A 21998-nucleotide genomic window follows, 5' to 3' on the forward strand; every position below is an offset into this window, starting at 1 on the left:
TGTCCACTACGATTTGGGTATATACCTGGCCTCCAGGCCTACCAAATCCTCTATCTAGGGAGCTTCCAAATGCGTTCACTCATCTCCAAGGTTCTGACCGGTTCGCTGATCGCCAGCGCAGCGCTTGCCGTTTCGGCATGCGGTCCGAAGACCGAGACCACGACCGACAACACGATGGTCACCGACATGAATGCCACCGAAGGCATGGACACGATGACCGACAACATGACCGCCGTTGACGGCGCGATGAACGACGGCATGATGGCGAACGACACGATGATGTCGAACGACACCATGATGACCAACAACATGATGTAATTTTCCGGTTTCGGAAGATTATGTGATGCGGGGGGCCGTCCGGGAAACCGGGCGGCCCCTTGTCGTTGGGGCCAAGTCGACCGCTGGGCGGCGGGATGCGCGATGCCATCCCGAGCCTGGTCGATCGGCCGCGATGCGCGATCTCGTTTCGGCTGCGACGGAAATCTGCGGCCCGGATCGTACTCGAAGCCACGATCGGCTGCAGGGCCCCTCAAAACAGTTGGGAGTTGGCAAGAAACGCTTTAGAAATCTCGGCATGGAATGCCCGGGGAGTTGGGAATGAAGATGGTGCGTACTGCGCTGGCGCTCTGCGCGGCGAGCGGCTCGATGGCGTTGGCTCAGCCCGCCTCGGCCCAGTTTTTTCTGCAATCACGCGATTTCTCCGCGCCGGCGGTGACCGGGGACGAGGCCGATCTCGGCCAGGCGATGCCCGACGCCACCAGCGCGGAGAAGCGCGCGGCTATGGTCTGGCACATGCGCGCGGCGCTGAACGTCGCGGCGCTCCAGTGCCAGTTCGAACCGACGCTGCTGACGGTGTCGAACTACAATGCGATCCTCGCCGATCACGGTACCGAACTGCAGGGCGCCTTCGACACGCTCGGCAAATACTTCCTGCGCGTCAACAAGGCCAAGGGCGTCAAGGCCGGCCAGGCTGCGCTCGACCAGTTCGGCACGCGGACCTATTCGAACTTCGCGACCGTCGCCGCGCAATATGGCTTTTGCCAGACGACCGCGTCGATCGGCCGCGACGCGCTGTTCACGCCGCGCGGCCAGTTCGGCGATCTGACGCTGCAGCGCACGCGCGAGCTGCGCAACAGCCTGATCCCCTGGGGCGAACAGCGTTTCCCGCGCTATATCGGCCGCGACCGGGTGAAGATGCCGCGGCTCGACCCGATCTGCTGGAACAAGAAGGCCGAATGGGTCGTCAAGAAGTGCGGCGCGCTCGACTGGCCCCCCGCGGCGGGCGTTGGCATCGCCAACCGCTGAACGATTACCCCCTGGCCCTTGAGCCGGGGGCTTTCCCTGCCGGAGCGGGAAGACGGCCTAGCGCAGCCCCAGCATCTTGTGCGTCTGGAGCGACAGACGCCATTGCGGACGCTCCATCACCAGCGCGACACAGGCATCGCGATTGGCATCCGCCTGCGGGTCGTCGAGCGGCTGGAGCAGCAGGTTCGCGAAATCCCATGTCTCGATATCGGCGATGTCGGTACCGGGCTGCGGCCAGACCAGCTTCAGCTCGTCGCCATGACGCTGGACGACGACGCTGCCCGCCTTGGGGCTGATACATACCCAGTCGATGCCGGGATGGACCGGCAGGGTGCCGTTGCTCTCGATCGCGATCCGGAAGCCCGCGGCGTGAAGCGCATCGACGATCGCATCGTCGGTCTGGAGCATCGGCTCGCCCCCGGTCAGCACGACGAACCGGTCCTGCGTGCCCGTGCCCCAAAACCCCGCCACCGCATCCGCCAGCGCTCGCGCATCGGCGAACTTGCCGCCGCCCAGCCCGTCGGTGCCGACGAAATCGGTGTCGCAGAACCGGCAGACCGCGGTCGCGCGGTCCTGTTCGCGTCCCGACCACAGATTGCACCCGGCAAAGCGCACGAACACCGCCCGGCGGCCGGCATTCACGCCCTCACCCTGCAGCGTCAGGAACATTTCCTTGACCGCGTAACTCATGTCAGACCGGCTTGACCGCATAGACCGTGGGATCCGCGATCCCCGCCTCGTCGAAGCCGCGCGACCGGAGCCGGCAACTGTCACATTCGCCGCAATGTTTGCCGTCGGGCGTTGGATCGTAGCACGACCAGCTGAGCCCGAGGTCGAGCCCGAGCCGCGTGCCCTCGCGGACGATATCCGCCTTGGTCATGTGCTGGAGCGGCGCCTGGATGCGGAACGGATCGCCCTCGACCCCCGCCTTGGTCGCGAGCTCGGCCAGCCCCTCGAATGCGGCGATGAATTCGGGACGGCAATCGGGATAACCCGAATAATCGAGCGCGTTGACGCCGATATAGATATCGCGCGCGCCCGCCGCCTCGGCCCAGCCGAGCGCGAGGCTGAGGAAGATCGTGTTGCGGGCGGGGACATAGGTGACGGGGATGCCACCTGCATCGTCGGTGCCGACGCCGTCCTTGGGCACGTCGATATCCGCGGTGAGCGCCGAGCCGCCGAACGCGGACAGGTCCATCGGCAGGACGATATGGCGTTCGGCGCCGAGCGCGGTGGCGACGCGGCGCGCGGCGTCGAGCTCGACGCGGTGGCGCTGGTTATAATCGAACGACAGCGCGAGCAGGCGCCGGCCGGATTCCCGCAGCATGGCGGCGGAAACCATCGAGTCGAGGCCGCCCGAGACGAGGGCGACCGCTAAGGGAGCTGATGATGTCATGATGCGCGACGCGCTAGGCCAGACCGCGGCAAAAAGAAAGGGCCGCCCGAAGGCGGCCCTGAAAGGTTGGCGCTAATAGCAGCCTCAAGGGAGAAACGTGCTGAAATCTCTAAAGCACGAGGGAGGTATAGCCCGGCGCGGTAAACAGCGCATTAACGCCGCGCAATTTCCCACCGTCACGTGAATGAGAAACGCGTCATTCCTCGACCGGAACCGGAAATTTCTTTGCACAGAATGCGCAGTCGACGTGGATGAAGCCACTCTCGTCCGCCATGTCGCGGCGTTCGTCGATCGGGAATTTCGCAATCACGCCCCGGATATAGTCGGGATCGCACCGGCAGCCGCGCGTGATCGGAATATCGGCAAGGATGCGGACGTCGCTGTCCTCGTTGAACAACCGCCACACCAGCGTCTCGAGCGGCAGCGCCGCATCGGTCAGCTCGTCCGCGCCCATCGTGTTGCCGAGCGTCGCGACATGCTCCCATTCGGGATGGTCGAGCTTGGTATGCAGCCGCTCGCGGCCGTCCTCGCCCTCAGGCAGATGCTGGAGGAACAGGCCGCCCGCGACGCAGCGCCCGTCGGGGCCCTTCGCCATGCCGGTACGGACCATTGTCGGGATCTGCTCGGACTGGGTGAAATAGCTCTGCGCGGCCTCAGACAGCGTATCGCCGTCGAGCGGGACGATGCCCTGATACCGCTCGTTGCTGCTCGCCATGTCGAAGGTGATCGCGAGATAGCCTTGGCCGAACAAGGCGAACAGGGTCGGCTCGACGGGCGCCTGGGCAAGCTTGTCCGCATCGTATTCGATATAGCCGCGCACCTCGCCGCCGCGGTAATCGCAGACCAGCAACTGGACGACGCCATTGTCGGTCCGGGTCTGCATCGTCAGCTGGCCGCTCGCGTCCTTCAGCGTCGAGCCGATGAGCGCGGCGAGCGTCAGCGCCTCGGCGAGCAGCTTCTCGATCGCAGGCGGATAGGCGTGCGCGGCGAGCACCTCGTCGAGCGCGGTGCCGAGCCGGACGATTCGGCCACGAGCGCTGCGCGCGGGGATCGCAAACGCCAGCGCGCGGTCGAGATCGGTCATGTTGGGGTCGTTCACCATCGTTCCTTCGGCATCCCCCGTCGCGGCGTCATCCCCGCGCAGGCGGGGATGCAGAGCGACATACGCTGGTGGTCTGATCACCAGCTCGGAGTTTATGGATTCCCGCCTCCGCGGGAATGACGGAAATGGGGGCTGACCTGCGCCCGATCAACCAACCGGGCGCTTCAGCCGATCTGCCCGAAGCACCAGCGCAGCACCGATTTCTGCGCGTGGAGGCGGTTTTCCGCTTCGGCCCAAATCAGCGACTGCGGGCCGTCGATCACCTCGGGCGTGACCTCCTCGCCGCGATGCGCGGGGAGGCAGTGGAGGAACTTCGCATCGGGCCGCGCGAGCGCCATCAGCGCGGCGTCGACCTGATAGGGGGCAAGGGCCTTCAGCTTGCTCTCGGCATTGGCCTGCCCCATCGAGATCCAGGTGTCGGTGACGATGATGTCCGCACCGTCGACCGCCTCGCGCGGATCGGCGACGACGCGCGCGCGGCCCGAGGCGCGGACGATCGCCTCCTCCTCGGGCTGAAACCCCTGCGGGCAGGCGGCGACGACGTCGAACTGCATCAGCCCGGCGGCCTCGACGATCGAGGCGAGCACGTTGTTGCCATCGCCCAGCCACGCGACCTTGAGCCCGGGCAGCGCCTTGCCGCTCTCGATGATCGTCAGCAGGTCGGCCATGATCTGGCACGGATGCGACGCGTCGGTCAGGCCGTTGATGACGGGGACGCTGGCATGATGCGCCATCTCCTCGACCTTGGCATGATCATCGGTGCGGATCATGATCGCGTCGACATAGCCCGACAGCACGCGCGCGGTGTCGGCGATCGATTCGCCGCGCCCGAGCTGCATGCTGCCGGCATCGGCGACGATCGATGTCCCGCCGAGCTGGCGGATCGCCATGTCGAAGCTGAACCGCGTGCGCGTCGAGTTTTTTTCGAACACCATCGCCAGCGTGTGGCCGGCGAGCGGCGCATCGGCGTCGGCGCGGCCCTTGGTGAAGCCGGCGCGTGCCGCCTTGCGATCGAGCGCGTCGGCAAGCATCGCGGCGATACCGTCCGGGCCCGCATCGGTGAGGTTCAGAAAATGGCGGAGGGTCATGGCACCGGTCCTGTAAAATAGACCGTCCGTCCTCGCGCACGACGGCGCAGGACGGACGGGCGTTGGTCACCCAGAACGGGTGTCAGTCGTCGCTTGCCGGCACATAAACGCGCGCCGCGGTCGACAGCTTGTCGATGCATTCGGCGATATGGCTTTCGTCGATCACCAGCGGCGGCAGGATGCGGATGACGTTCTCGCCCGCGGCCACCAGCAGCAGATTGTGATGATCGCGCGCGAACGCGACGAACGCACGGCTGTCGCTTTTCAGCTTCAGCCCGAGCATCAGCCCGGTGCCGCGTACGCTGTCGAACAGATGATCGTGATTGGGAATCATCTGCTCGAGCCCCTGGCGCAACCGGTCGCCCATCGTGGCGACGTGGTCGAGGAAGCCGTCCTCGAGGATCACGTCGAGCACCGCTTCGCCCGCCGCCATCGCCAGCGGATTGCCGCCATAGGTCGATCCGTGCGTGCCCGCGACCATCCCCTTGGCCGCCTCCTCGGTCGCGAGGCACGCGCCGAGCGGGAAGCCGCCGCCGATCCCCTTGGCGACCGACATGATGTCGGGGGTGATGCCGTAGAGTTCGTGCGCAAAGAGCTTGCCGGTCCGGCCATAGCCGCACTGGACCTCGTCGAGCACCAGCAAGAGGCCATGCTCGTCGCACGCCTTGCGCAGACCCTGGAGGAATTCGGGGCTCGCCTGGCGGATACCGCCCTCGCCCTGGATCGGCTCGACCAGGAAGCCTGCGGTGTGGTCGTCGATCAGCGCGAGCGCACCCTCGAGATCGTTGAACTTGGCATAAGCGAATCCCGGCAGCAGCGGTTCGAACCCGTCGCGCATCTTGGCTTGGTTGGTCGCCGAGATCGTGCCGAGCGTGCGGCCGTGGAACGCGGTGTCGAACGTGATCAGCGTGTGACGCTCGGGATTGCCGTTCGCGAAATGATAGCGGCGCGCGGTCTTGATCGCGCACTCGACCGCTTCCGCACCCGAGTTGGTGAAGAACACGGTGTCGGCAAACGTATTGTCGACGAGCCGCTGCGCGAGATGTTCGCCCTGTGGCGACCCGTACAGGTTCGACACGTGCATCAACGTCGCGGCCTGGTCGGCGATCGCCTTGGTTAGATGCGGGTGGCCATGGCCGAGCGCATTGACCGCGATGCCGCTGGCGAAGTCGAGATATTGCTGGCCGTCCTCACCGAACAGATAGGCGCCCTCGCCTCGGACCGGACGCACGCCACACCGCGGGTAGACGGGCATGAGCGGGGTGATGGTCACAGGCGCTTCCTCTTCGAAACGAGAAGGGCGGCCCGTGATGGACCGCCCCGGAGGCGCCTAATACCGGTGACGGGGGATGGGCGTCAACCAGGCGGTACGTCGAGGGTAAGGTCGATGACCTCAAGACGCGGGCGGCTCGATCGGACCTGCATGCGCGAGCCCTTGGCGAATGTCATGTCGTTGATCAGCGAATAGCGTTCCACACGCGCCAAGCCGCGCGAATCCGCCGCAAGGGCCAGCGGACGGTAGACCCGCCCAGCGATCGACTGTTCGACCAGTTCCAGCCATCTGCCGCGCGCATTCGTGGACTGCCTGACGACGTCGACGTCCCGGACTGTGCCTTCCGCCGTGATACGGAAGGCAACGTCGATCCATTGCGGCTCGGCATCGCCCGTCAGCGCGACGGTGGTCGATTGACTCTGCGGTGCGCCATGAAGGTCGACGGGCGGTGCATAGACCAGGGTCGCAACCGTCGAACGCGTCCCCTTCGGCAGGGTCGCAACCCCAGCTTTTGCCGCCGCCAGCGCCTTTGGCCCCGGGGCGAGACGCTGTTGCAGCGTCGCCGCCGCCTCGCGAAACGGCGCCAATGCCGGATCGTCGGTCCGCGTGATCCGCGTGATCGCCGACCGCGCACGCTGTGCATAGCCGCGATCAACGCTGGCGAGCACGCCATAGACGACCGCGATTCGCAAGAGCGCATGCCCCTCGACTACCTTCTGGCCGGTCTCGGCGGCGTCCTTTGCAACGCGGTTGAAGATCTCGCGCGCGGCATCGAAGCGAAGCGCCTTGACCATCGCGTCGCCGATGAGCAGCCGCTGCATCAGTACGCGCTCATCCTTCGCCCCGAACCCGTCCCTTAATATGTCGAGCGTATCGATCGACGTGATCCGGGCTGTGTCGGGCCGTCCATTCAGGCTGGCGAGCCGGCCGCTTGCGCGAACCAGATTGGAGACCTCGACGGGCAGGGTTTTGGCGTATCGCGCATTGCGCGAGCGAGCCTTTGACAGGGTTCTTCGCGACGCGACATAGTCTCCGGCGAGAAACTGGCTTTCGGCATGGGCAAGAGACGCGGCGATCTCGTCCTTCGGCGAACAGCCGCGTGCGATGCAGTCCGCAAGCGCCCTTTCCGTCGTCGACGCCCGGGGTGCGATCACGACGATCGTCCTGTCGTCCGTCAGATCCGGCGTGGCCTCGGGCGACGGCGCGGCGATCGCGACGGATTGCAACAGCGCAATGGCCAGCATGGGCATCCGACACACTCCCGCCAGGAAAGACTGCGTACGATATTGGTATCGGTGGCCGCGTCAATTGGCGCCCGCCGGGCAGACCGATCCGTTATGAACTGGTCACGCGTCGATGGCTTCCTCGTCCAGCCGGCCGGCATTTTCCTGGATAAAGGCAAAGCGGTGCGCGGGGTTGTTGCCCATCAGGCGGTCGACCAGGTCCTTCACCCCTGCCCGCTCCTCATATTCCTGCGGCAGGGTGATGCGGAGCATGCCGCGGGTGGCGGGGTCCATCGTCGTCTCGCGGAGCTGGCCGGGGTTCATCTCGCCAAGGCCCTTGAAGCGGCCGACATCGACCTTCTTGCCCTTGAACACCGTGCGTTCGAGTTCGGCACGGTGCGCATCGTCGCGCGCATAGACGCTCTTGGTACCGACGGTCAGGCGGTAGAGCGGCGGCTGCGCGAGATAGAGGTGCCCGCGGCGGACGATGTCGGGCATCTCCTGGAAAAAGAAGGTCATCAGCAGCGTCGCGATATGTGCGCCGTCGACGTCGGCGTCGGTCATGATGACGACCCGTTCGTAGCGCAGATTGTCCGCCACGCAGTCCTTCCGCGTGCCGCAGCCAAGCGCCAGCGTCAGGTCCGCGATTTCCTGGTTCGCGAAGATCTTCGCACTGGTCGCGGACGCGACGTTGAGGATCTTGCCGCGGATCGGCAGGATCGCCTGCGTCTTGCGATCGCGCGCCTGCTTGGCCGAGCCGCCAGCGGAATCGCCCTCGACGATGAACAGCTCGGTGCCCTCGGGCGAGTTGGCGGAACAGTCGGTCAGCTTGCCGGGCAGCCGCAATTTGCGGGCCGACGTCGCGGTCTTGCGCTTGACGTCGCGTTCCTGCTTGCGGCGCAGGCGCTCGTCCATCCGCTCGAGCACATAGTTCAGCAGCGCCTTGCCGCGGTCCATATTGTGGCTGAGGAAATGGTCGAAATGGTCGCGCACCGCCTTCTCGACGAGGCCCGCGGCCTCGGGGCTGGTCAGGCGATCCTTGGTCTGGCTCTGGAATTGCGGTTCGCGGATGAACACCGACAGCATCAGCTCGCTGCCGATCATCACGTCGTCCGCACTGATATCCTTGGTCTTCTTGTTGCCGACCAGATCGCCGAACGCGCGCAGGCCGCGCACCAGCGCCTGCCGCAGGCCCTGTTCGTGCGTGCCGCCATCGGGGGTCGGGATGGTGTTACAATACCAGCTGTACGAGCCGTCGCTCCACAGCGGCCAGGCGATCGCCCATTCGACGCGCCCCTGCGTCTCGCCGTGCGCGCTCGGGAAATCCTGCGAGCCGGAGAAGAAGTCGGCGGTCGCGCATTCGCGGCCTGCGACCTGGTCGCGCAGATGGTCGGCGAGCCCGCCGGGGAACTGGAACACGGCCTGTGCGGGCGTATCGTCGCTGATCAGTTCGGGCGCGCAGTGCCAGCGAATCTCGACGCCCGCGAACAGATAGGCCTTGGACCGGACGAGCTTGTGCAGCCGCTGCGGCTTGAAGTGCAGCTCGTTGCCGAAGATCTCGGTGTCGGGGGTGAAGGCGACGCTGGTGCCGCGGCGGTTGGGGGTGGTGCCGAGCCGCTCGATCGGGCCGAGCGTCTGCCCCTTGGCGAAGCGCTGTCGATAGAGCTGACGGTCGCGTGCGACCTCGACGACGGTGTCGGACGACAGCGCGTTGACGACGCTGATGCCGACACCGTGCAGACCGCCCGAGGTCGCATAGGCCTTGCCCGCGAACTTGCCGCCCGAATGCAGCGTCGAAAGAATCACCTCGAGCGCGGACTTGTCAGGAAATTTGGGATGCGGGTCGACCGGGATGCCGCGGCCATTGTCGACGATCGTCAGGCGGTTGCCGGGCTCGAGCGTGACCTCGATCCGCGTCGCGTGACCGGCGACCGCCTCGTCCATCGCATTGTCGAGCACTTCGGCGGCGAGATGATGCAGCGCGCGCTCGTCGGTGCCGCCGACATACATGCCCGGGCGGCGGCGGACGGGTTCGAGCCCCTCGAGCACCTCGATGGAGGAGGCATCATAGGTCGGGGCGGTCTTGGACGGGGTCGTGAACAGGCCTTCGGGCAGGTCTTCTGGCATGACGTGGTATATGGCTTAGCCAGCGATCCGTGCAAGCGCGCAACCGCTGTTGCGGAAAAGCCACAACATGAACTTTCTGTCATGTTTGCGGATATATTGGCGGGACGCTCCGTTTCTTGGTTGTCTCAGATCAATGAAAACCGGAGCCTACATGCGCACATCCCTCTATGCCGGCCTCGCTGGCGCGGTCATTCTCGGTCTCACGGCATCGCCGGCATTCGCGCAGGAGACCACCGAGGACGCACCGTTCAACGGTCTCTATGTCGGCGCAGCGGGTGGTTATGACGTGCAGCCAAACGATGCAGGATCGTCGATCCTGTTCGATCGCAATCTTGACGGGCGGTTCGGGGATGCGGTGACGACGGCAGCCGGCGCCAACGCGTTCAGCAGCGGGTTCTGCAACGGCGCGACGACCGCGACGACGCTGACCGGTGGCCGCGGCTGCCGCAAGGACAAGGACGGCGCCGCGTATTATGGCCGCGTCGGCATGGACACGCAGCGCGGCAACATCGTCGTCGGCGTGGTCGGCGAATTCGGCAAGAGCGAGATCACCGACAGCGTCACCGCCTTCTCGACGACGCCTGCCAGCTACGTGATGACGCGCAGCGTCGACTGGGAAGCCTCGATCCGCGGCCGTGCAGGCTATGCGGTTAACACCACACTGTTCTACGGCACGTTCGGTGCGGGCTATGCCAAGATCGACCGGGATTTCTACAGCACCAACACCGGCAACGCCTATCAGCAGAGCGGCAAGCGCCAGCAGTTCGGCATCCTCGGCGGCGGCGGCATCGAGCAGAAGGTCACGCCGAACATCTCGGTCGGCATGGAATATATGTTCCATCAGTATCAGGACGACGATTTCCGCGTCCGCGTGACGCAGGGCACGCAGCCGGCGACGAACCCGTTCGTGCTGGCGCCGAACACGACCGGCACGGACTTCCGTCGCAGCGACGACAAGTTCCGCTGGCACAGCCTGCGCGCGACGGCGGCATTCCGGTTCTAAGCGCAGGGTGGTGTGACGCCGAACGGCGTCACACCACTCAAGCGCGGCCGGCGTTGCGCCAGCGACGTCCGACGACGCGGCTTCGCCGCGGCGCGGGTGAGGATAAAGGGCCGCTTCCCGACAAGGGAGGCGGCCCTTTTTTCGTGAATATGGTCTCCGCAAAACACCACCCCGGCGAAGGCCGGGGCCCAGTTGGGGGACCGAGGCAATTACGCGTTGCCTGCCGTTACCACGGCCTTCACAACTGGGCCCCGGCCGTCGCCGGGGTGGTGCTGGGGTGTTGGGCGGCGGAACCCGCAGATCTCGAGTTCAGCGCTTGGCAAATCCAAGAAAAGGGCCGCCTCCCAGCGAGAAGCGGCCCAACGTTCTGGTCAGTGGATACCCCAAAATCCACCCCGGCGAAGGCCGGGGTGGTGCTGGGATGGGCTCCCCGGCTGCCATAATATCCGAGTGCGAGAGAGGCGAGACCGCCCCCCCCCAATCTCAGCGCGCGCGCGGACCGCCAAAGGGGAGTGGCGGCGTCGGGCGGCGGTCGCGGCGGGGCAGCTGTGCCTGATAGGCGTGACCGCAATGCGCGACGCAATAGGGGAAGCCCGGGTTCACCTTGTCACCACAAAAGTGGAAATCGGGCTCGCCGGGATGGCCGAGCGGCCATTTGCAGATGCGGTCGTTGAGCTCGAGCAGGCTCGTCTTGCCCGCCATTTCGGGCGAAGGCTTGGCGGGAACCAGACGACGCGGCGGGGCCGGCGTGCTCGGCGGCTGCTGCTCGCCAGGCGCCTGGCGGAGAAAGCCGCCGGGTCCGATCGAGCGGAGGATCGGCTGTGGTGCGCGGACCGGTGCGGCGGCGGGTTCGACCGCGTCGTCGTCCTCATCCTCGTCCTCGTCGGCGTCCTCATCCGCATCGGCGGCGACGGGTGCCGTTCGCGGCGCCGGCTCAGGTGCAGCGGCAACGGGCGCGGGTTCAGGCGCCGGAGCCGGCGGTGCGGCGACAGGTTCGGCGGCGACCACGGGCGGCGTGTCGACGACGGGCGACTCGGCCGGCCTGGCCTCGGCCGCCCTCGCCTCCGCGACCTTCGCTTCTGCGTTCTTCGCGTCGGGATCGTTCGGCTTCACCGGCGACGGGCGCGCCTGAAGCTCAAGGCGGTGCGCCTTGCCGATCACGGCGTTGCGGCTGACGCCACCCAGCGCTTCGGCGATCTGGCTGGCGGTCTGGCCGGCTTCCCACATCGTCTTGAGCGTCTCGATACGCTCGTCGGTCCAGGACATGTTCGTTCCTCAGTCTTCGGGTCGGCCGGTATAGTCTTCGTCAACCGGGTTGCGGGCGACAGCGGCAGCGATTACCCGCAACCCCCATGAGCAGCCAGCCCCCAATCGGTGAAATCCAGTCGGCGGTGCAATCCGCCCCCGGCGTTCCCGTCATTCGCAACGTGAACTGGGAGGGACTTCGTACCCTCTATATCAAGGAGGTGCGCCGGTTCTTCAAGGTCCAGCTGCAGACGGTGTGGGCGCCGGCGATGACGACATTGCTGTTCCTGATCGTTTTCACCATCGCAACGGGCGCCAAACGCCCCGTGCTGGTTGGCGGCGAGACCGTGATGTTCGCCGATTTCATCGCCCCCGGGCTGATCATCAGCCAGGGCATGATGGGCCCGGCCTTCGCCAATGCGAGCTTCTCGCTGCTGGTCGGCAAGATGCAGGGCACGATCGTCGACTACCTTCAGCCACCACTGTCGACCGCCGAGCTGCTCGCAGCGCTCGTCGGCGGTGCGGTGACGCGTGCGGTGCTGGTCGGGTGCGTCGTCTGGGCGGCGATGGCGCTGTATCCGGGCGTGCACGTCACGCCGCATGCGCCGCTCGCGATCCTGTGGTTCGGCCTGCTCGGCGCGACCTTCCTCGCGCTGCTCGGCGTGCTGACGTCGATCTGGGCGGACAAGTTCGACCATGCCGCCGCGGTCACCAACTTCGTGGTCGCGCCGCTCTCGCTGCTGTCGGGGACCTTCTATTCGGTCGACACGCTGGCGCCCGCGTTCCGCGCGTTCAGCCACGTCAATCCGTTCTTCTACATCATCTCGGGCTTTCGCTACGGCTTTCTGGGCGTTGCCGATTCGCCGGTGATCGTCGGCGGCCTCGTCATCCTGGCGATCGACGTCGTGCTCGCCACCCTGTGCTACATGCTGCTGAAGAGCGGCTGGAAACTGAAGAACTAGCCCCATGACAACCGACATTGCCATCGCCCGCAGCGTCGCGCTGCGCCCCATCGCGCACGTCGCCGACGCGCTCGGCATCCCCGACGACGCAGTCGAGCCCTACGGCCGGTTCAAGGCCAAGATCGCACTCGACTGGCTCGAGGCGCATGGCCGCCGCGAGGGGGCGCGGCGCGGCCGGCTGGTGCTCGTCACCGCGATCAACCCGACGCCCGCGGGCGAGGGCAAGACGACGACCTCGGTCGGGCTGGCCGATGCGCTGAACCTGACCGGGCGCAAGACGGTGCTGGCGCTGCGCGAACCATCGCTGGGGCCGTGCTTCGGGACCAAGGGCGGCGCGACCGGCGGCGGGCGGGCACAGGTCGCGCCGATGGAGGATATCAACCTCCACTTCACCGGAGATTTCCACGCGATCACCGCGGCGCACAACCTGCTCGCGGCGATGATCGACAATCATATCCATTGGGGCAACGCGTTGCAGATCGACGTGCGGCGCGTGGTGTGGCGCCGCGTGCTCGACATGAACGACCGAGCGCTGCGCGACATCGTCCAGTCGATCGGCGGGGTCGCCAATGGCTATCCGCGCGAATCGGGGTTCGACATCACCGTTGCCTCCGAGGTGATGGCGATCCTGTGCCTCAGCGAGAATCTGGCCGACATGGAGCGGCGGCTGGGTGACATCGTCGTCGCCTATACGCGCGATCGCAGCCCCATCACCGCGCGCGACCTGAAGGCCGACGGCGCGATGGCGGTCTTGCTGGCAGAGGCGATCAAGCCGAACCTCGTCCAGACGCTCGAGGGCAACCCCGCCTTCCTGCACGGCGGGCCGTTCGCCAATATCGCGCATGGCTGCAACTCGGTGATCGCGACGCGCGCGGCGCTCGCGCTGGGCGACTATGTCGTGACCGAGGCGGGCTTCGGCGCAGATCTGGGCGCGGAGAAATTCTTCGACATCAAATGCCGCCAAGCAGGGTTGTCCCCCGATGCGGTGGTGATCGTCGCGACGGTCCGCGCGCTCAAAATGAACGGTGGGGTCGCCAAGGCCGATCTCGGCGCGGAGGACGTCGAGGCGGTCCGTCGCGGTGCGGTCAATCTCGTCCGCCATATCGAGAATATCCGCCAGTTCGGCGTTCCCGCGGTCGTCGCGATCAACCATTTTTACACCGACAGCGAGGCCGAGATCGCGGTCGTGCACGAGGCGGCGAGCGCGCACGGCGCCCGCGCGATCCTGTGCCGCCACTGGGCCGAGGGCGGCGCGGGGGCGACCAAGCTCGCCGACGCGGTGGCCGAGCTGTGCGACACGCATGCCGCGAATTTCGCGCCGCTTTATGGCGACGAGCTGTCGCTGTTCGACAAGATCGACACGGTTGCCCGGCGCATCTACCGCGCCGAACATGCGGTCGCCGAGCCCAGCGTGCTCGCGCAGCTCAAGCGCTGGGAGGATGCCGGCTATGGCCACCTGCCCGTCTGCCTTGCCAAGACGCAGTACAGCTTCTCAAGCGACCCTGCGCTGCTCGGCGCGCCGACCGGGCATATCGTGCCGGTTCGCGAGGTTCGGCTGGCGGCGGGCGCGGGCTTCGTCGTCGCGATCTGCGGCGAGATCATGACGATGCCGGGCCTCCCGCGCGTCCCGGCGGCCGAGGCGATCCGGCTCGATGCGGATGGGCTGATCGAAGGGCTGTTCTAATCTGATCCTCCCCCTGGCGGGGGAGGATCGCTCACTTCTTCTTCGGGCGGCGGTGGCGGAGGCGGCGGAACAGGCCGCGCTTCGCGAAGCTCTCGAACATCTCCTCGGGCCCCTCGGGATCGAGCACCTCATTGTCCGCCAGCCACTCCTCGACCGCGGTCAGATCGGGCGCCTCATAGGCACGCAGCGACTTGCCCTGCCCGCGCAGCCGCTCGATCGTCTCGATCAGTGACCCGGTCTCGGCGATCATCGTGGTCACCACCTCGACATCGACCGCAAGATGTTCGGCGATCAGGTCGTTGCGGATCGCGGTGATGCCCGTGCTCGTCGCCTCGTCATGCGCACGGATCGCGAGGTCGCATTCGGTGTCGAGCCGCAGCGAACGATTGTTCATGTTCGACGACCCGAGCCGGAAGATCTGGTCGTCCGCGATCAGGATCTTGGCATGGCAATAGATCGCCTCCCCGCCGCTGGTATAAGGATGATACATGCGCAGACGCTTGTGGACGTCGCGGTGCGCCAGCGCGGTCATGAGGCGCGCGCGCGCGGTGTCCATCGCGATCGGCTCGAGCCAGCCTTGCGCAGTCACCGGGTTGATGATCACGATCTCAGGCCCGTCCGCCTCGTCGAGCCGGCGCGCAACCGCCTCGGCGATCTTGCGCGACGCGAAATACTGGCTCTCGATATAGAGATGCCGTTTGGCGCCGGCGATCTGCGCGAGGAACAGCGCCTCGCTCTCATGCACCGGGACCTGATCGTCCATTTCGGGTTCGGTCCGCGCGATCGCGACGTCGACATCGCGGAAATGCACGCCGAGTTCGTCGGGCCAGCAGGCCGCGCCAGGGTTCGCCTCGGCGATCGGCACGCCGCCTGCCAGCACCCAGCGGTCGCGGAACAGCTGGCCCAGTGCAGTTGCGACGGGGCCTGCGACCGCGCTGATCGCGTCGTGCCACGGCTTGTAAGGACGACCCGAGGGACGCCGCCGCCGCGCGTCATCATGGCGATGTTCGCGTGTGTCCCACCGGTCCCCGGTCATGTCGATCCCGCCGCAAAAGGCGAGGCAGTCGTCGATGATGACGATCTTCTGATGATGCGACCCCGCGGTCGGATGATGCCCGTCGAGCTTGGTGTGAATGCGCGGATGCCGCATCCACTTCATCATCGTGAACAGGGTCGAGCCGCGGAACAGCGACTTGATCGCACCCGTGTCCCAGCGGAGCAGGAAGATCTCGAGCTCGGGCTCGCGTTCGACCAGCCACAGGATGAAGGCGCCGAGCGTCGGCGGTTCGCCGGGGCGGTCGACCCCGGGTTCGAGCTGGATCCGCGCATCGAAATCCCAGCCGATCAGCATGATCCGCCGCTTGGCGTTGAGCATGGCGACGCGCGCCTGACGGAAATATTCCTCCGCATCGACGATCACGGACATCTGGTCCGCGCGTTCGATACGCCAGCATTCGGTTCCGATCCGCACGTCCAGGTCCCCTTGTCGTCGCCGCTTGCGCCCGGCCGAATTCGTTCAACGCCGTAACGACGCTCTGTTTCCGCGCATCGTCAGAACCTATCTGCGGTGCAGATGGCCGCTTCTCCTACCCCGCCGCCGGTGCAGCGCAAGATCATCCATGTCGACATGGACGCCTTCTATGCCTCGGTCGAACAGCGCGACGACCCTACGCTGAAGGGACGGCCGGTCGCAGTGGGTGGTTCGCGTGCGCGCGGGGTGGTCGCCGCCGCGAGCTACGAGGCGCGGACCTTCGGGGTGCACAGCGCGATGCCATCGGTCACCGCGCTCAGGCGCTGCCCCGACCTCGTCTTCGTGCCGCCGCGCTTCGACGTGTACCGTGCGGTGTCCGACCAGATCCGCGCGATCTTCGCGCATTTTACCCCGCTCATCGAACCGCTGTCGCTCGACGAGGCGTATCTGGACGTCACCGCCGATATCCGCGGGGTCGGATCGGCGCAGGCGATCGCCGAGGAGATCCGTGCGCGGATCAAGGCCGATACCGGGCTGACAGCCTCTGCCGGGGTCAGCTACAACAAGTTCATCGCCAAGCTGGCGTCGGACCAGAACAAGCCCGACGGGATCTGCGTCATCACGCCGAAACGCGGGGCCGCGTTCGTCGCGTCATTGCCGGTCAAGCGGTTCCACGGCGTCGGCCCGGTCACTGCCAAGCGTATGGAACAGCTCGGCATCCTGACCGGTGCGGATTTGCTCGAACGCCCGCTGGCGTTCCTCCAGGCGCATTTCGGCAGCTATGCGGACTATCTCTACGGGGCAGCACGCGGGATCGATCACCGCCCGGTGCGCGTCAACCGCGCCGCCAAGTCGGTTGGTGCGGAGCGGACGTTCGAAACCAATCTGAGCGATCCGGCGGCGCTGCGCGAAGCGTTGCACCGCGTGGCCGATGCGGCGTGGGTGCGGATCGAACGGCACGACACGCGCGGACGGACAGTCACTCTCAAACTGCGCCATGCCGATTTCCGGACGATCACGCGCGCCCGCTCGTCGAGCGGCGCGGTGGTCGACAAGGCTGCGTTCGTCGCCGCCGGACTGGATCTGCTGATGGCGCAGCTTCCGGTCCCGCAGGGCGTCCGGCTGCTCGGCCTGACGCTGTCGGGGCTGGTCGGCGACGAGCCGGACGATGCACAGCCCGTCCTGCTCTGACCCGCCGCTCGCTTCGCTGGTGTAGGGTCAGACGCCCTGCGACGGTGCCATGACGCGGGGCGCCGCGGCGGGATCCCCGCCCAGACCGCGTGCTTCCGCCATGGTCCGGGCGATCGCAGCAGGCACCGGGTGCGAGAAGAAGAAGCCCTGGAGATGGCTGGCCCCCGCCAGGCGCAAGGCCTGAACCTGCGCCTCGGTCTCAACCCCTTCGGCGATGACCCCGATGCCGAGTGCGCGGCCCAGACTGATGATCGAATGAACGATCGCCGCGCTTTCGCGCTCGCGGCCCATCCCCTCAATGAAGCTGCGGTCGATCTTCAGGCAGTCGAGCGCGAAGGTGCGGATGTTGTGCAGGCTCGAATAGCCCGTCCCGAAATCGTCGAGCGCGATGCGGAACCCCATGCGGCGCAGCGCGCCCAGCGTCTCTGCCGCACGCTCGGCATCGTCGAAGATCGCGGTCTCGGTGATCTCGATCTGCAACCGGCTGGGATCGACCCCGGCACGGCGGACGCTCTCGCTGACATAGTCGACGAAATGGTGGCGCCGGAACTGTCGCGGGCTGAAATTGACCGAGACATACTGACCCGGCCACTGCGTCAGGACCGCGAGCGCGTTGCGCAGCACCCAGTCGCCTAGGTCGTGGATGAGGTTCGATTCCTCCGCGATCGGCATGAACAGGCCCGGGCTGATCGGGCCGTAAGCCATGGTGTTCCAGCGCAGCAGCGCCTCGAACCCGACCACTTCGATCGATTCGCGCGACACGATCGGCTGGAACACCAGGCTGAGCTCGTTGTTCGCGATCGCTTCGCCGAGCCCGCTTTCGACCCGCCGGCGGAAGCGAATATCCTCGTCCATGCTCTCGTCGAACACGCGCGCCATGCGCCGGCCGCTCCGTTTGGCGTCGTTGAGCGCGAGGTCGGCCCGCCGCATGACGTCGACCGGGTCGCTGCCCTGCCCGCCATGCGTCACGACCAGCCCGGCCGAGGCGCCGCCCTGGACGGAACTGCCAAAGACCTGGAGGCTGACCGAACAGGCCGCGATCATCCGTTCGCAGGCGAGCAAGGCGCTGGTCTCGTCCGCGGTACTGAACAACACGCCGAATTCGTCGCCGCCAAGTCGCGCGACCAGCGCACCCTCGGGCGAGGACCGGCCAAGGATCGCGCAGATCTCACGGATCAGCGCGTCGCCGGCAAGGTGCCCCAGCGTGTCGTTGACCAGCTTGAACCGGTCGAGATCGATCATCACCGTCGCGAACCACCCATCCGCGCGGGTGCGTTCGGCAAGCGCGCGGAGGAACGCCAGCCGGTTGGGCGCGTCGGTCAGCGAGTCGTGCGTCGCCAGATGGATCGCACGGCTTTCATTGGCCGCCAGCTCGGCGGCCCGGACCTCGAGCTGCGCCACCTGCCGCACGAGCGCTGCACGCACCGCGTTGCAGTCATGGTCGAACTGCCAGCGCTGCGTCAGTGCCAGCGCGGTCTGGCGCAGCTCGGCGCCGACGAACGGCTTGGCGATATGAAAGACCTTGTCGACCGGCCCGGCCACCTTGGCGATCCCGGCGAGCGAGGCACCGTCGAGCGCGGTGACGATCACGAAATTGATGTCGGGGTCCAGTTCACGGATCCGGCGCGCGGTCTCGCAGACGTCGAGCCCCGACGCCGTCTGCAGATCGAGGAAGGCGACCGCGAACGGCGCGGTCTCGGCGATTGCGGATTCGACCGCGGCGATCGCGGCGACGCCGGTCCCGACGGAGGTTATCGAAAACGCGTCAGCCTGCGGGTCAGCCGCCGCCGGTTCCGTCCCGAGTATCGCACGGGCGTAGTCGTCATGAACTCCGGGTTCGTCGTCGACAATCAGAATACGCATCGGACACCGTTCCTCGCGATACCTGACCCCGCCCGTGTAAGCGGTTTTCCAGGCCTTATCGCGCGGCCCGGTGGGTAGGCATCTGTAATTAATATGACATGAAGGCCGAGCTTCCCGACCCTCCGACCGAGTCACCAAGCGCTTGGCCACCAAGGATAATCGCGCCGAGCGGGCCGGCATTGCCGCCGAGTGCCGGCGGTACGACGAACGTATCGACCAGCGTCGGCTCGGGCAATGCGATATACCCCCCGAGACTGCGCGTCAGCGCGGCACGGACCCGCGGAAACAGATGGCCGGCGCCCATCACCCCGCCACCGATGACGATCCTGCGCGGAATGCCGGTAAGCACGAGCGTGTGGCACAACTGACCGAGCGCCTCCGCGACGCCCGTCCAGACCGGATGATCGGCGGGGGCCTCATCGGCGGGATGGCCGAGCCGCGCGGCGATCGCCGGCCCCGACACGAGCCCCTCGAGGCAGGCGCCGTGAAACGGGCAAGTGCCGATCCAGTCGTCGCCCGGCGTTCGGACCGGCCGGATATGCCCGAGTTCCGAATGCATCAGGCCGTCGACCGGTCGATGCCCCGCGATCAGCCCTGCGCCGACCCCGGTGCCGACCGTCACATAGGCGATATCCGCCAGGCCCTGCGCCGCACCCCAGCGCGCCTCGGCCAAAGCCGCGCCGACGACGTCGGTATGGAAGCCGGTCGGCACCGCATATCGACGCTGCAGGCGCCCGGCGACGTCGGTCCCCGCCCAACCGGGCTTGGGCGTCGAGGTGATATGGCCGTAATCACCGCCGCGCCGGTCAATCCCGACCGGGCCGAAGCTTGCGATCCCGATTGCGACGAAACCGGTCCAGCGGTCGAGCACGGCTTCGATCGCGGCAAGCGTCTCATCGGGGCGAGTTGTCGGAATTCGTACGATTTCCTCGATCGCATCGGGCCCTCGCGCCAGGATACAGATGCACTTGGTCCCGCCAAGTTCGATCCCGGCCACCAATGGTATTTCGCTCATCCCTGTCCCCAAACCAATGCTTTGGCTGCAGCAATTCGTCCGGCGGGGCAGATCCGTCAAGTTGCTGTAATTTACTCCATGTTAACAACATAAGTCTATCGCGCAAGTCGACTCGTTGCGCATAATGCTGGCGACTGGAGCATAGAAATGCGGGCGTATGAAGAGGCGGCACGGCTTGATGCATTGCGCCAATTGCGCCTGCTCGACACCAGCGCCAACGAAAGCTTCGATCGCATCACCCGGATGGCGGGCCAGATCTTCGGGCTGCCGATCGCCGCAATCTCGCTGACCGATACCGACCGGCAATGGTTCAAGTCGCGCGTCGGGATCACGCACGACCACATCGCGCGGGCCAAGGCCCCGTGCGCGGAGGTCGCCGAGACGACGCAGGGTCTGGTGATACCCGACCTGGCGGCCGACGGCTTCTATGCCAACAGCCCGCTCGCACAGTCCGGCATCCGTTTCTATGCGGGTGCGCCACTGATCACGCGGGAGGGCCATGGGCTCGGGTCGCTCTGCGTGCTGGGCGCCGAACCCCGAACCGCCTCTCCCGAGGAGCTTGCCGCGCTGACCGACCTTGCGGCGATGGTCATGGCGCAGATCGACCTCCAGCATGCGGTCGGGCGGGTCGATCCGGTCAGCGCACTGCCCAACCGCTTCCGGTTTCTGGAAGATCTCGACGACCTCGCGCGTGACACGCCCGGCGAGCAGCGTTTCGTCGTGCTGCTCGACCTCGCGCGCGCCGACCAGCTGAATGCGCTGATCCGGGTGATGGGCGCCGGCTATATCGAAACGCTCGTCAAGGAATCGGCGCGGACCCTGCGCGAGCAACTGGGATCCGCGCGAACGCTCTATCACGTGGCCGCGACCCAGTTTGCCTTCCTGTCCGCGCCGGGTGCGACCATGCCCGGCTATCTCGACGTGGTGAGCGCCGGGCTCGCGGTCAGTGCCGCGGGCTCGATCGCGCGGTTCGTGACGACGATGGCGGCCGGGATCGTCCCCGTGACGCTGGGCGCGATCCGGTCGCAGGAAATCCTGCGCGCCGCCCACAGTGCGGCACAGGATGCGCAGGCCAAGGACAGCCTGATCAGCGTCTACGCGACGTCGAACGATTCCGAATACCGGCGCAATATCGTGCTGCTCAGCGCGTTCGGCACCGCGCTGGAAGACGGCGCGTCGCTCCGCCTGGTCTATCAGCCGCGGATCGACCTTGGATCACGTCGCTGCGTCGGGGCGGAAGCGTTGCTGCGCTGGAACGACCCGACGCTGGGCGACGTATCGCCCGCGGAGTTCATCCCGATCGTCGAACGGACCACGCTGGCCAAGCCGACCACCGCATTCGTCCTCGACACCGCTCTGCGTCAGCTGGCGGCGTGGCAGGCATGTGGCGTCTCGCTGCCTCTGTCGATCAACATCTCGGCGACCAATCTCGACGAGGACGGACTCGTCGCGGCAATCGCCGCGGCGCTCGACGCGCACAATGTCGCGCCCGACATGCTCGAGGTCGAGGTGACCGAAAGCGCGATGATGGAGAATTCGGCGCAGTCGCTCGCCAGGCTCGAGGCGCTGGCGGCGACCGGAGTCCGCGTCGCGATCGACGATTTCGGGACCGGCCACAGCAGCCTGGCCTATCTCCAGACGCTGCCCGCGAGCGTGGTCAAGATCGACAAGTCGTTCGTCGACCCGCTCGACACCGACGACGCCCGCAGCCGGACGGTGGCAGCCTGGCCTATCTCCAGACGCTGCCCGCGAGCGTGGTCAAGATCGACAAGTCGTTCGTCGACCCGCTCGACACCGACGACGCCCGCAGCCGGACGGTGATCGCGACGATGATCTCACTGTCGAAAAAGCTCGGCTTCCGCGTGGTGGCCGAGGGCGTGGAGACCGTCGGCGCCGTCGACACGCTGACGCGGATGGCGTGCGACGAGGCACAGGGCTATGTCTTCGCCCGCCCGCTCGAAGCGCAGGACGTCCTGCCCTGGATCGCGCGGTTCAATGGCGACGACCAGATGCCGCCATTGCCCCACCGCGAGGCGGCCTGAGCCGCGGC

At 66.6% G+C, this 21998-nt stretch carries 19 protein-coding genes; 8 read left to right on the plus strand and 11 right to left on the minus strand.

What is annotated here, in order from left to right; genetic code table 11:
- The first annotated feature begins 69 nt into the window (after positions 1-69).
- Positions 70-318 (plus strand): hypothetical protein, encoded by a 249-nt coding sequence (locus GV027_RS06060; RefSeq protein ID WP_031396007.1) that lies wholly within the window; start codon positions 70-72, stop codon positions 316-318.
- Positions 319-597: 279 nt separating this feature from the next.
- Complete coding sequence (locus tag GV027_RS06065; RefSeq protein ID WP_159511287.1) at positions 598-1305, plus strand: hypothetical protein; 708 nt, start codon at positions 598-600, stop codon at positions 1303-1305.
- A gap of 57 nt (positions 1306-1362) precedes the next feature.
- On the opposite strand, the gene queE is transcribed toward GV027_RS06065, so the two are convergent.
- The 7 genes from queE to parE form a co-directional block, all read right to left on the minus strand.
- A complete protein-coding gene (queE, locus tag GV027_RS06070) occupies positions 1363-1995 on the minus strand; it encodes a 7-carboxy-7-deazaguanine synthase (protein ID WP_159511288.1) in 633 nt (210 codons plus the stop codon).
- 1 nt (position 1996) lies between these two features.
- The gene (queC, locus tag GV027_RS06075; protein WP_056406059.1) at positions 1997-2701 is read right to left on the minus strand and encodes a 7-cyano-7-deazaguanine synthase QueC; all 705 of its coding nucleotides are present in this window, start codon (positions 2699-2701) and stop codon (positions 1997-1999) included.
- A gap of 196 nt (positions 2702-2897) precedes the next feature.
- Positions 2898-3803 (minus strand): Hsp33 family molecular chaperone HslO, encoded by a 906-nt coding sequence (gene hslO / locus GV027_RS06080; protein WP_201302662.1) that lies wholly within the window; start codon positions 3801-3803, stop codon positions 2898-2900.
- 164 nt (positions 3804-3967) lie between these two features.
- The gene (gene argF, locus GV027_RS06085) at positions 3968-4891 is read right to left on the minus strand and encodes an ornithine carbamoyltransferase (RefSeq protein WP_159511289.1); all 924 of its coding nucleotides are present in this window, start codon (positions 4889-4891) and stop codon (positions 3968-3970) included.
- A gap of 82 nt (positions 4892-4973) precedes the next feature.
- Complete coding sequence (locus GV027_RS06090) at positions 4974-6164, minus strand: aspartate aminotransferase family protein (protein ID WP_159511290.1); 1191 nt, start codon at positions 6162-6164, stop codon at positions 4974-4976.
- A gap of 83 nt (positions 6165-6247) precedes the next feature.
- The gene (locus GV027_RS06095) at positions 6248-7414 is read right to left on the minus strand and encodes a hypothetical protein (RefSeq protein ID WP_159511291.1); all 1167 of its coding nucleotides are present in this window, start codon (positions 7412-7414) and stop codon (positions 6248-6250) included.
- Between the two features lie 96 nt (positions 7415-7510).
- On the minus strand, positions 7511-9514 hold the full coding sequence (gene parE, locus GV027_RS06100; protein WP_043157211.1) for a DNA topoisomerase IV subunit B: 2004 nt from the start codon (positions 9512-9514) through the stop codon (positions 7511-7513).
- 151 nt (positions 9515-9665) lie between these two features.
- Between parE and GV027_RS06105 the strand changes: the two genes are divergently transcribed.
- Positions 9666-10517, plus strand: coding sequence for an outer membrane protein (locus GV027_RS06105; protein WP_031441557.1), 852 nt, complete (start codon positions 9666-9668; stop codon positions 10515-10517).
- A gap of 483 nt (positions 10518-11000) precedes the next feature.
- Here the strand turns inward: GV027_RS06105 and GV027_RS06110 are convergent, their stop codons facing one another.
- Entirely contained in the window at positions 11001-11783 is a 783-nt protein-coding gene (locus tag GV027_RS06110; RefSeq protein ID WP_159511292.1) for a GcrA family cell cycle regulator, read from the minus strand.
- An 86-nt stretch (positions 11784-11869) separates the two neighbouring features.
- Here GV027_RS06110 and GV027_RS06115 point away from each other — a divergent pair, with 86 nt between their 5' ends.
- Both GV027_RS06115 and GV027_RS06120 read left to right on the plus strand, forming a co-directional pair.
- Positions 11870-12724, plus strand: a complete 855-nt coding sequence (locus GV027_RS06115) for an ABC transporter permease (RefSeq protein WP_159511293.1) — start codon at positions 11870-11872, stop codon at positions 12722-12724.
- Between the two features lie 4 nt (positions 12725-12728).
- Complete coding sequence (locus GV027_RS06120) at positions 12729-14408, plus strand: formate--tetrahydrofolate ligase (RefSeq protein WP_159511294.1); 1680 nt, start codon at positions 12729-12731, stop codon at positions 14406-14408.
- Between the two features lie 31 nt (positions 14409-14439).
- Here the strand turns inward: GV027_RS06120 and GV027_RS06125 are convergent, their stop codons facing one another.
- The gene (locus GV027_RS06125; protein WP_159512761.1) at positions 14440-15834 is read right to left on the minus strand and encodes a phospholipase D-like domain-containing protein; all 1395 of its coding nucleotides are present in this window, start codon (positions 15832-15834) and stop codon (positions 14440-14442) included.
- Positions 15835-15981: 147 nt separating this feature from the next.
- On the opposite strand from GV027_RS06125, the gene dinB reads away from it, so the two are divergent.
- Positions 15982-17070 (plus strand): DNA polymerase IV, encoded by a 1089-nt coding sequence (dinB, locus tag GV027_RS06130; RefSeq protein ID WP_159511295.1) that lies wholly within the window; start codon positions 15982-15984, stop codon positions 17068-17070.
- A 27-nt stretch (positions 17071-17097) separates the two neighbouring features.
- Here dinB and GV027_RS06135 read toward each other — a convergent pair whose 3' ends face one another.
- Both GV027_RS06135 and GV027_RS06140 read right to left on the minus strand, forming a co-directional pair.
- Entirely contained in the window at positions 17098-18933 is a 1836-nt protein-coding gene (locus tag GV027_RS06135; RefSeq protein ID WP_159511296.1) for a putative bifunctional diguanylate cyclase/phosphodiesterase, read from the minus strand.
- 88 nt (positions 18934-19021) lie between these two features.
- Complete coding sequence (locus GV027_RS06140) at positions 19022-19948, minus strand: ROK family protein (protein ID WP_107045328.1); 927 nt, start codon at positions 19946-19948, stop codon at positions 19022-19024.
- Between the two features lie 147 nt (positions 19949-20095).
- Here GV027_RS06140 and GV027_RS06145 point away from each other — a divergent pair, with 147 nt between their 5' ends.
- Both GV027_RS06145 and GV027_RS21665 read left to right on the plus strand, forming a co-directional pair.
- Positions 20096-21769 (plus strand): EAL domain-containing protein, encoded by a 1674-nt coding sequence (locus GV027_RS06145; RefSeq protein WP_268893546.1) that lies wholly within the window; start codon positions 20096-20098, stop codon positions 21767-21769.
- Entirely contained in the window at positions 21703-21990 is a 288-nt protein-coding gene (locus tag GV027_RS21665; protein ID WP_268893547.1) for an EAL domain-containing protein, read from the plus strand. The genes GV027_RS06145 and GV027_RS21665 overlap by 67 nt, the downstream gene beginning before the upstream one ends.
- Positions 21991-21998 lie beyond the last annotated feature (8 nt).

Source organism: Sphingomonas sp. T1 (genome assembly GCF_902506585.1).
GTDB lineage: Bacteria > Pseudomonadota > Alphaproteobacteria > Sphingomonadales > Sphingomonadaceae > Sphingomonas > Sphingomonas aerolata.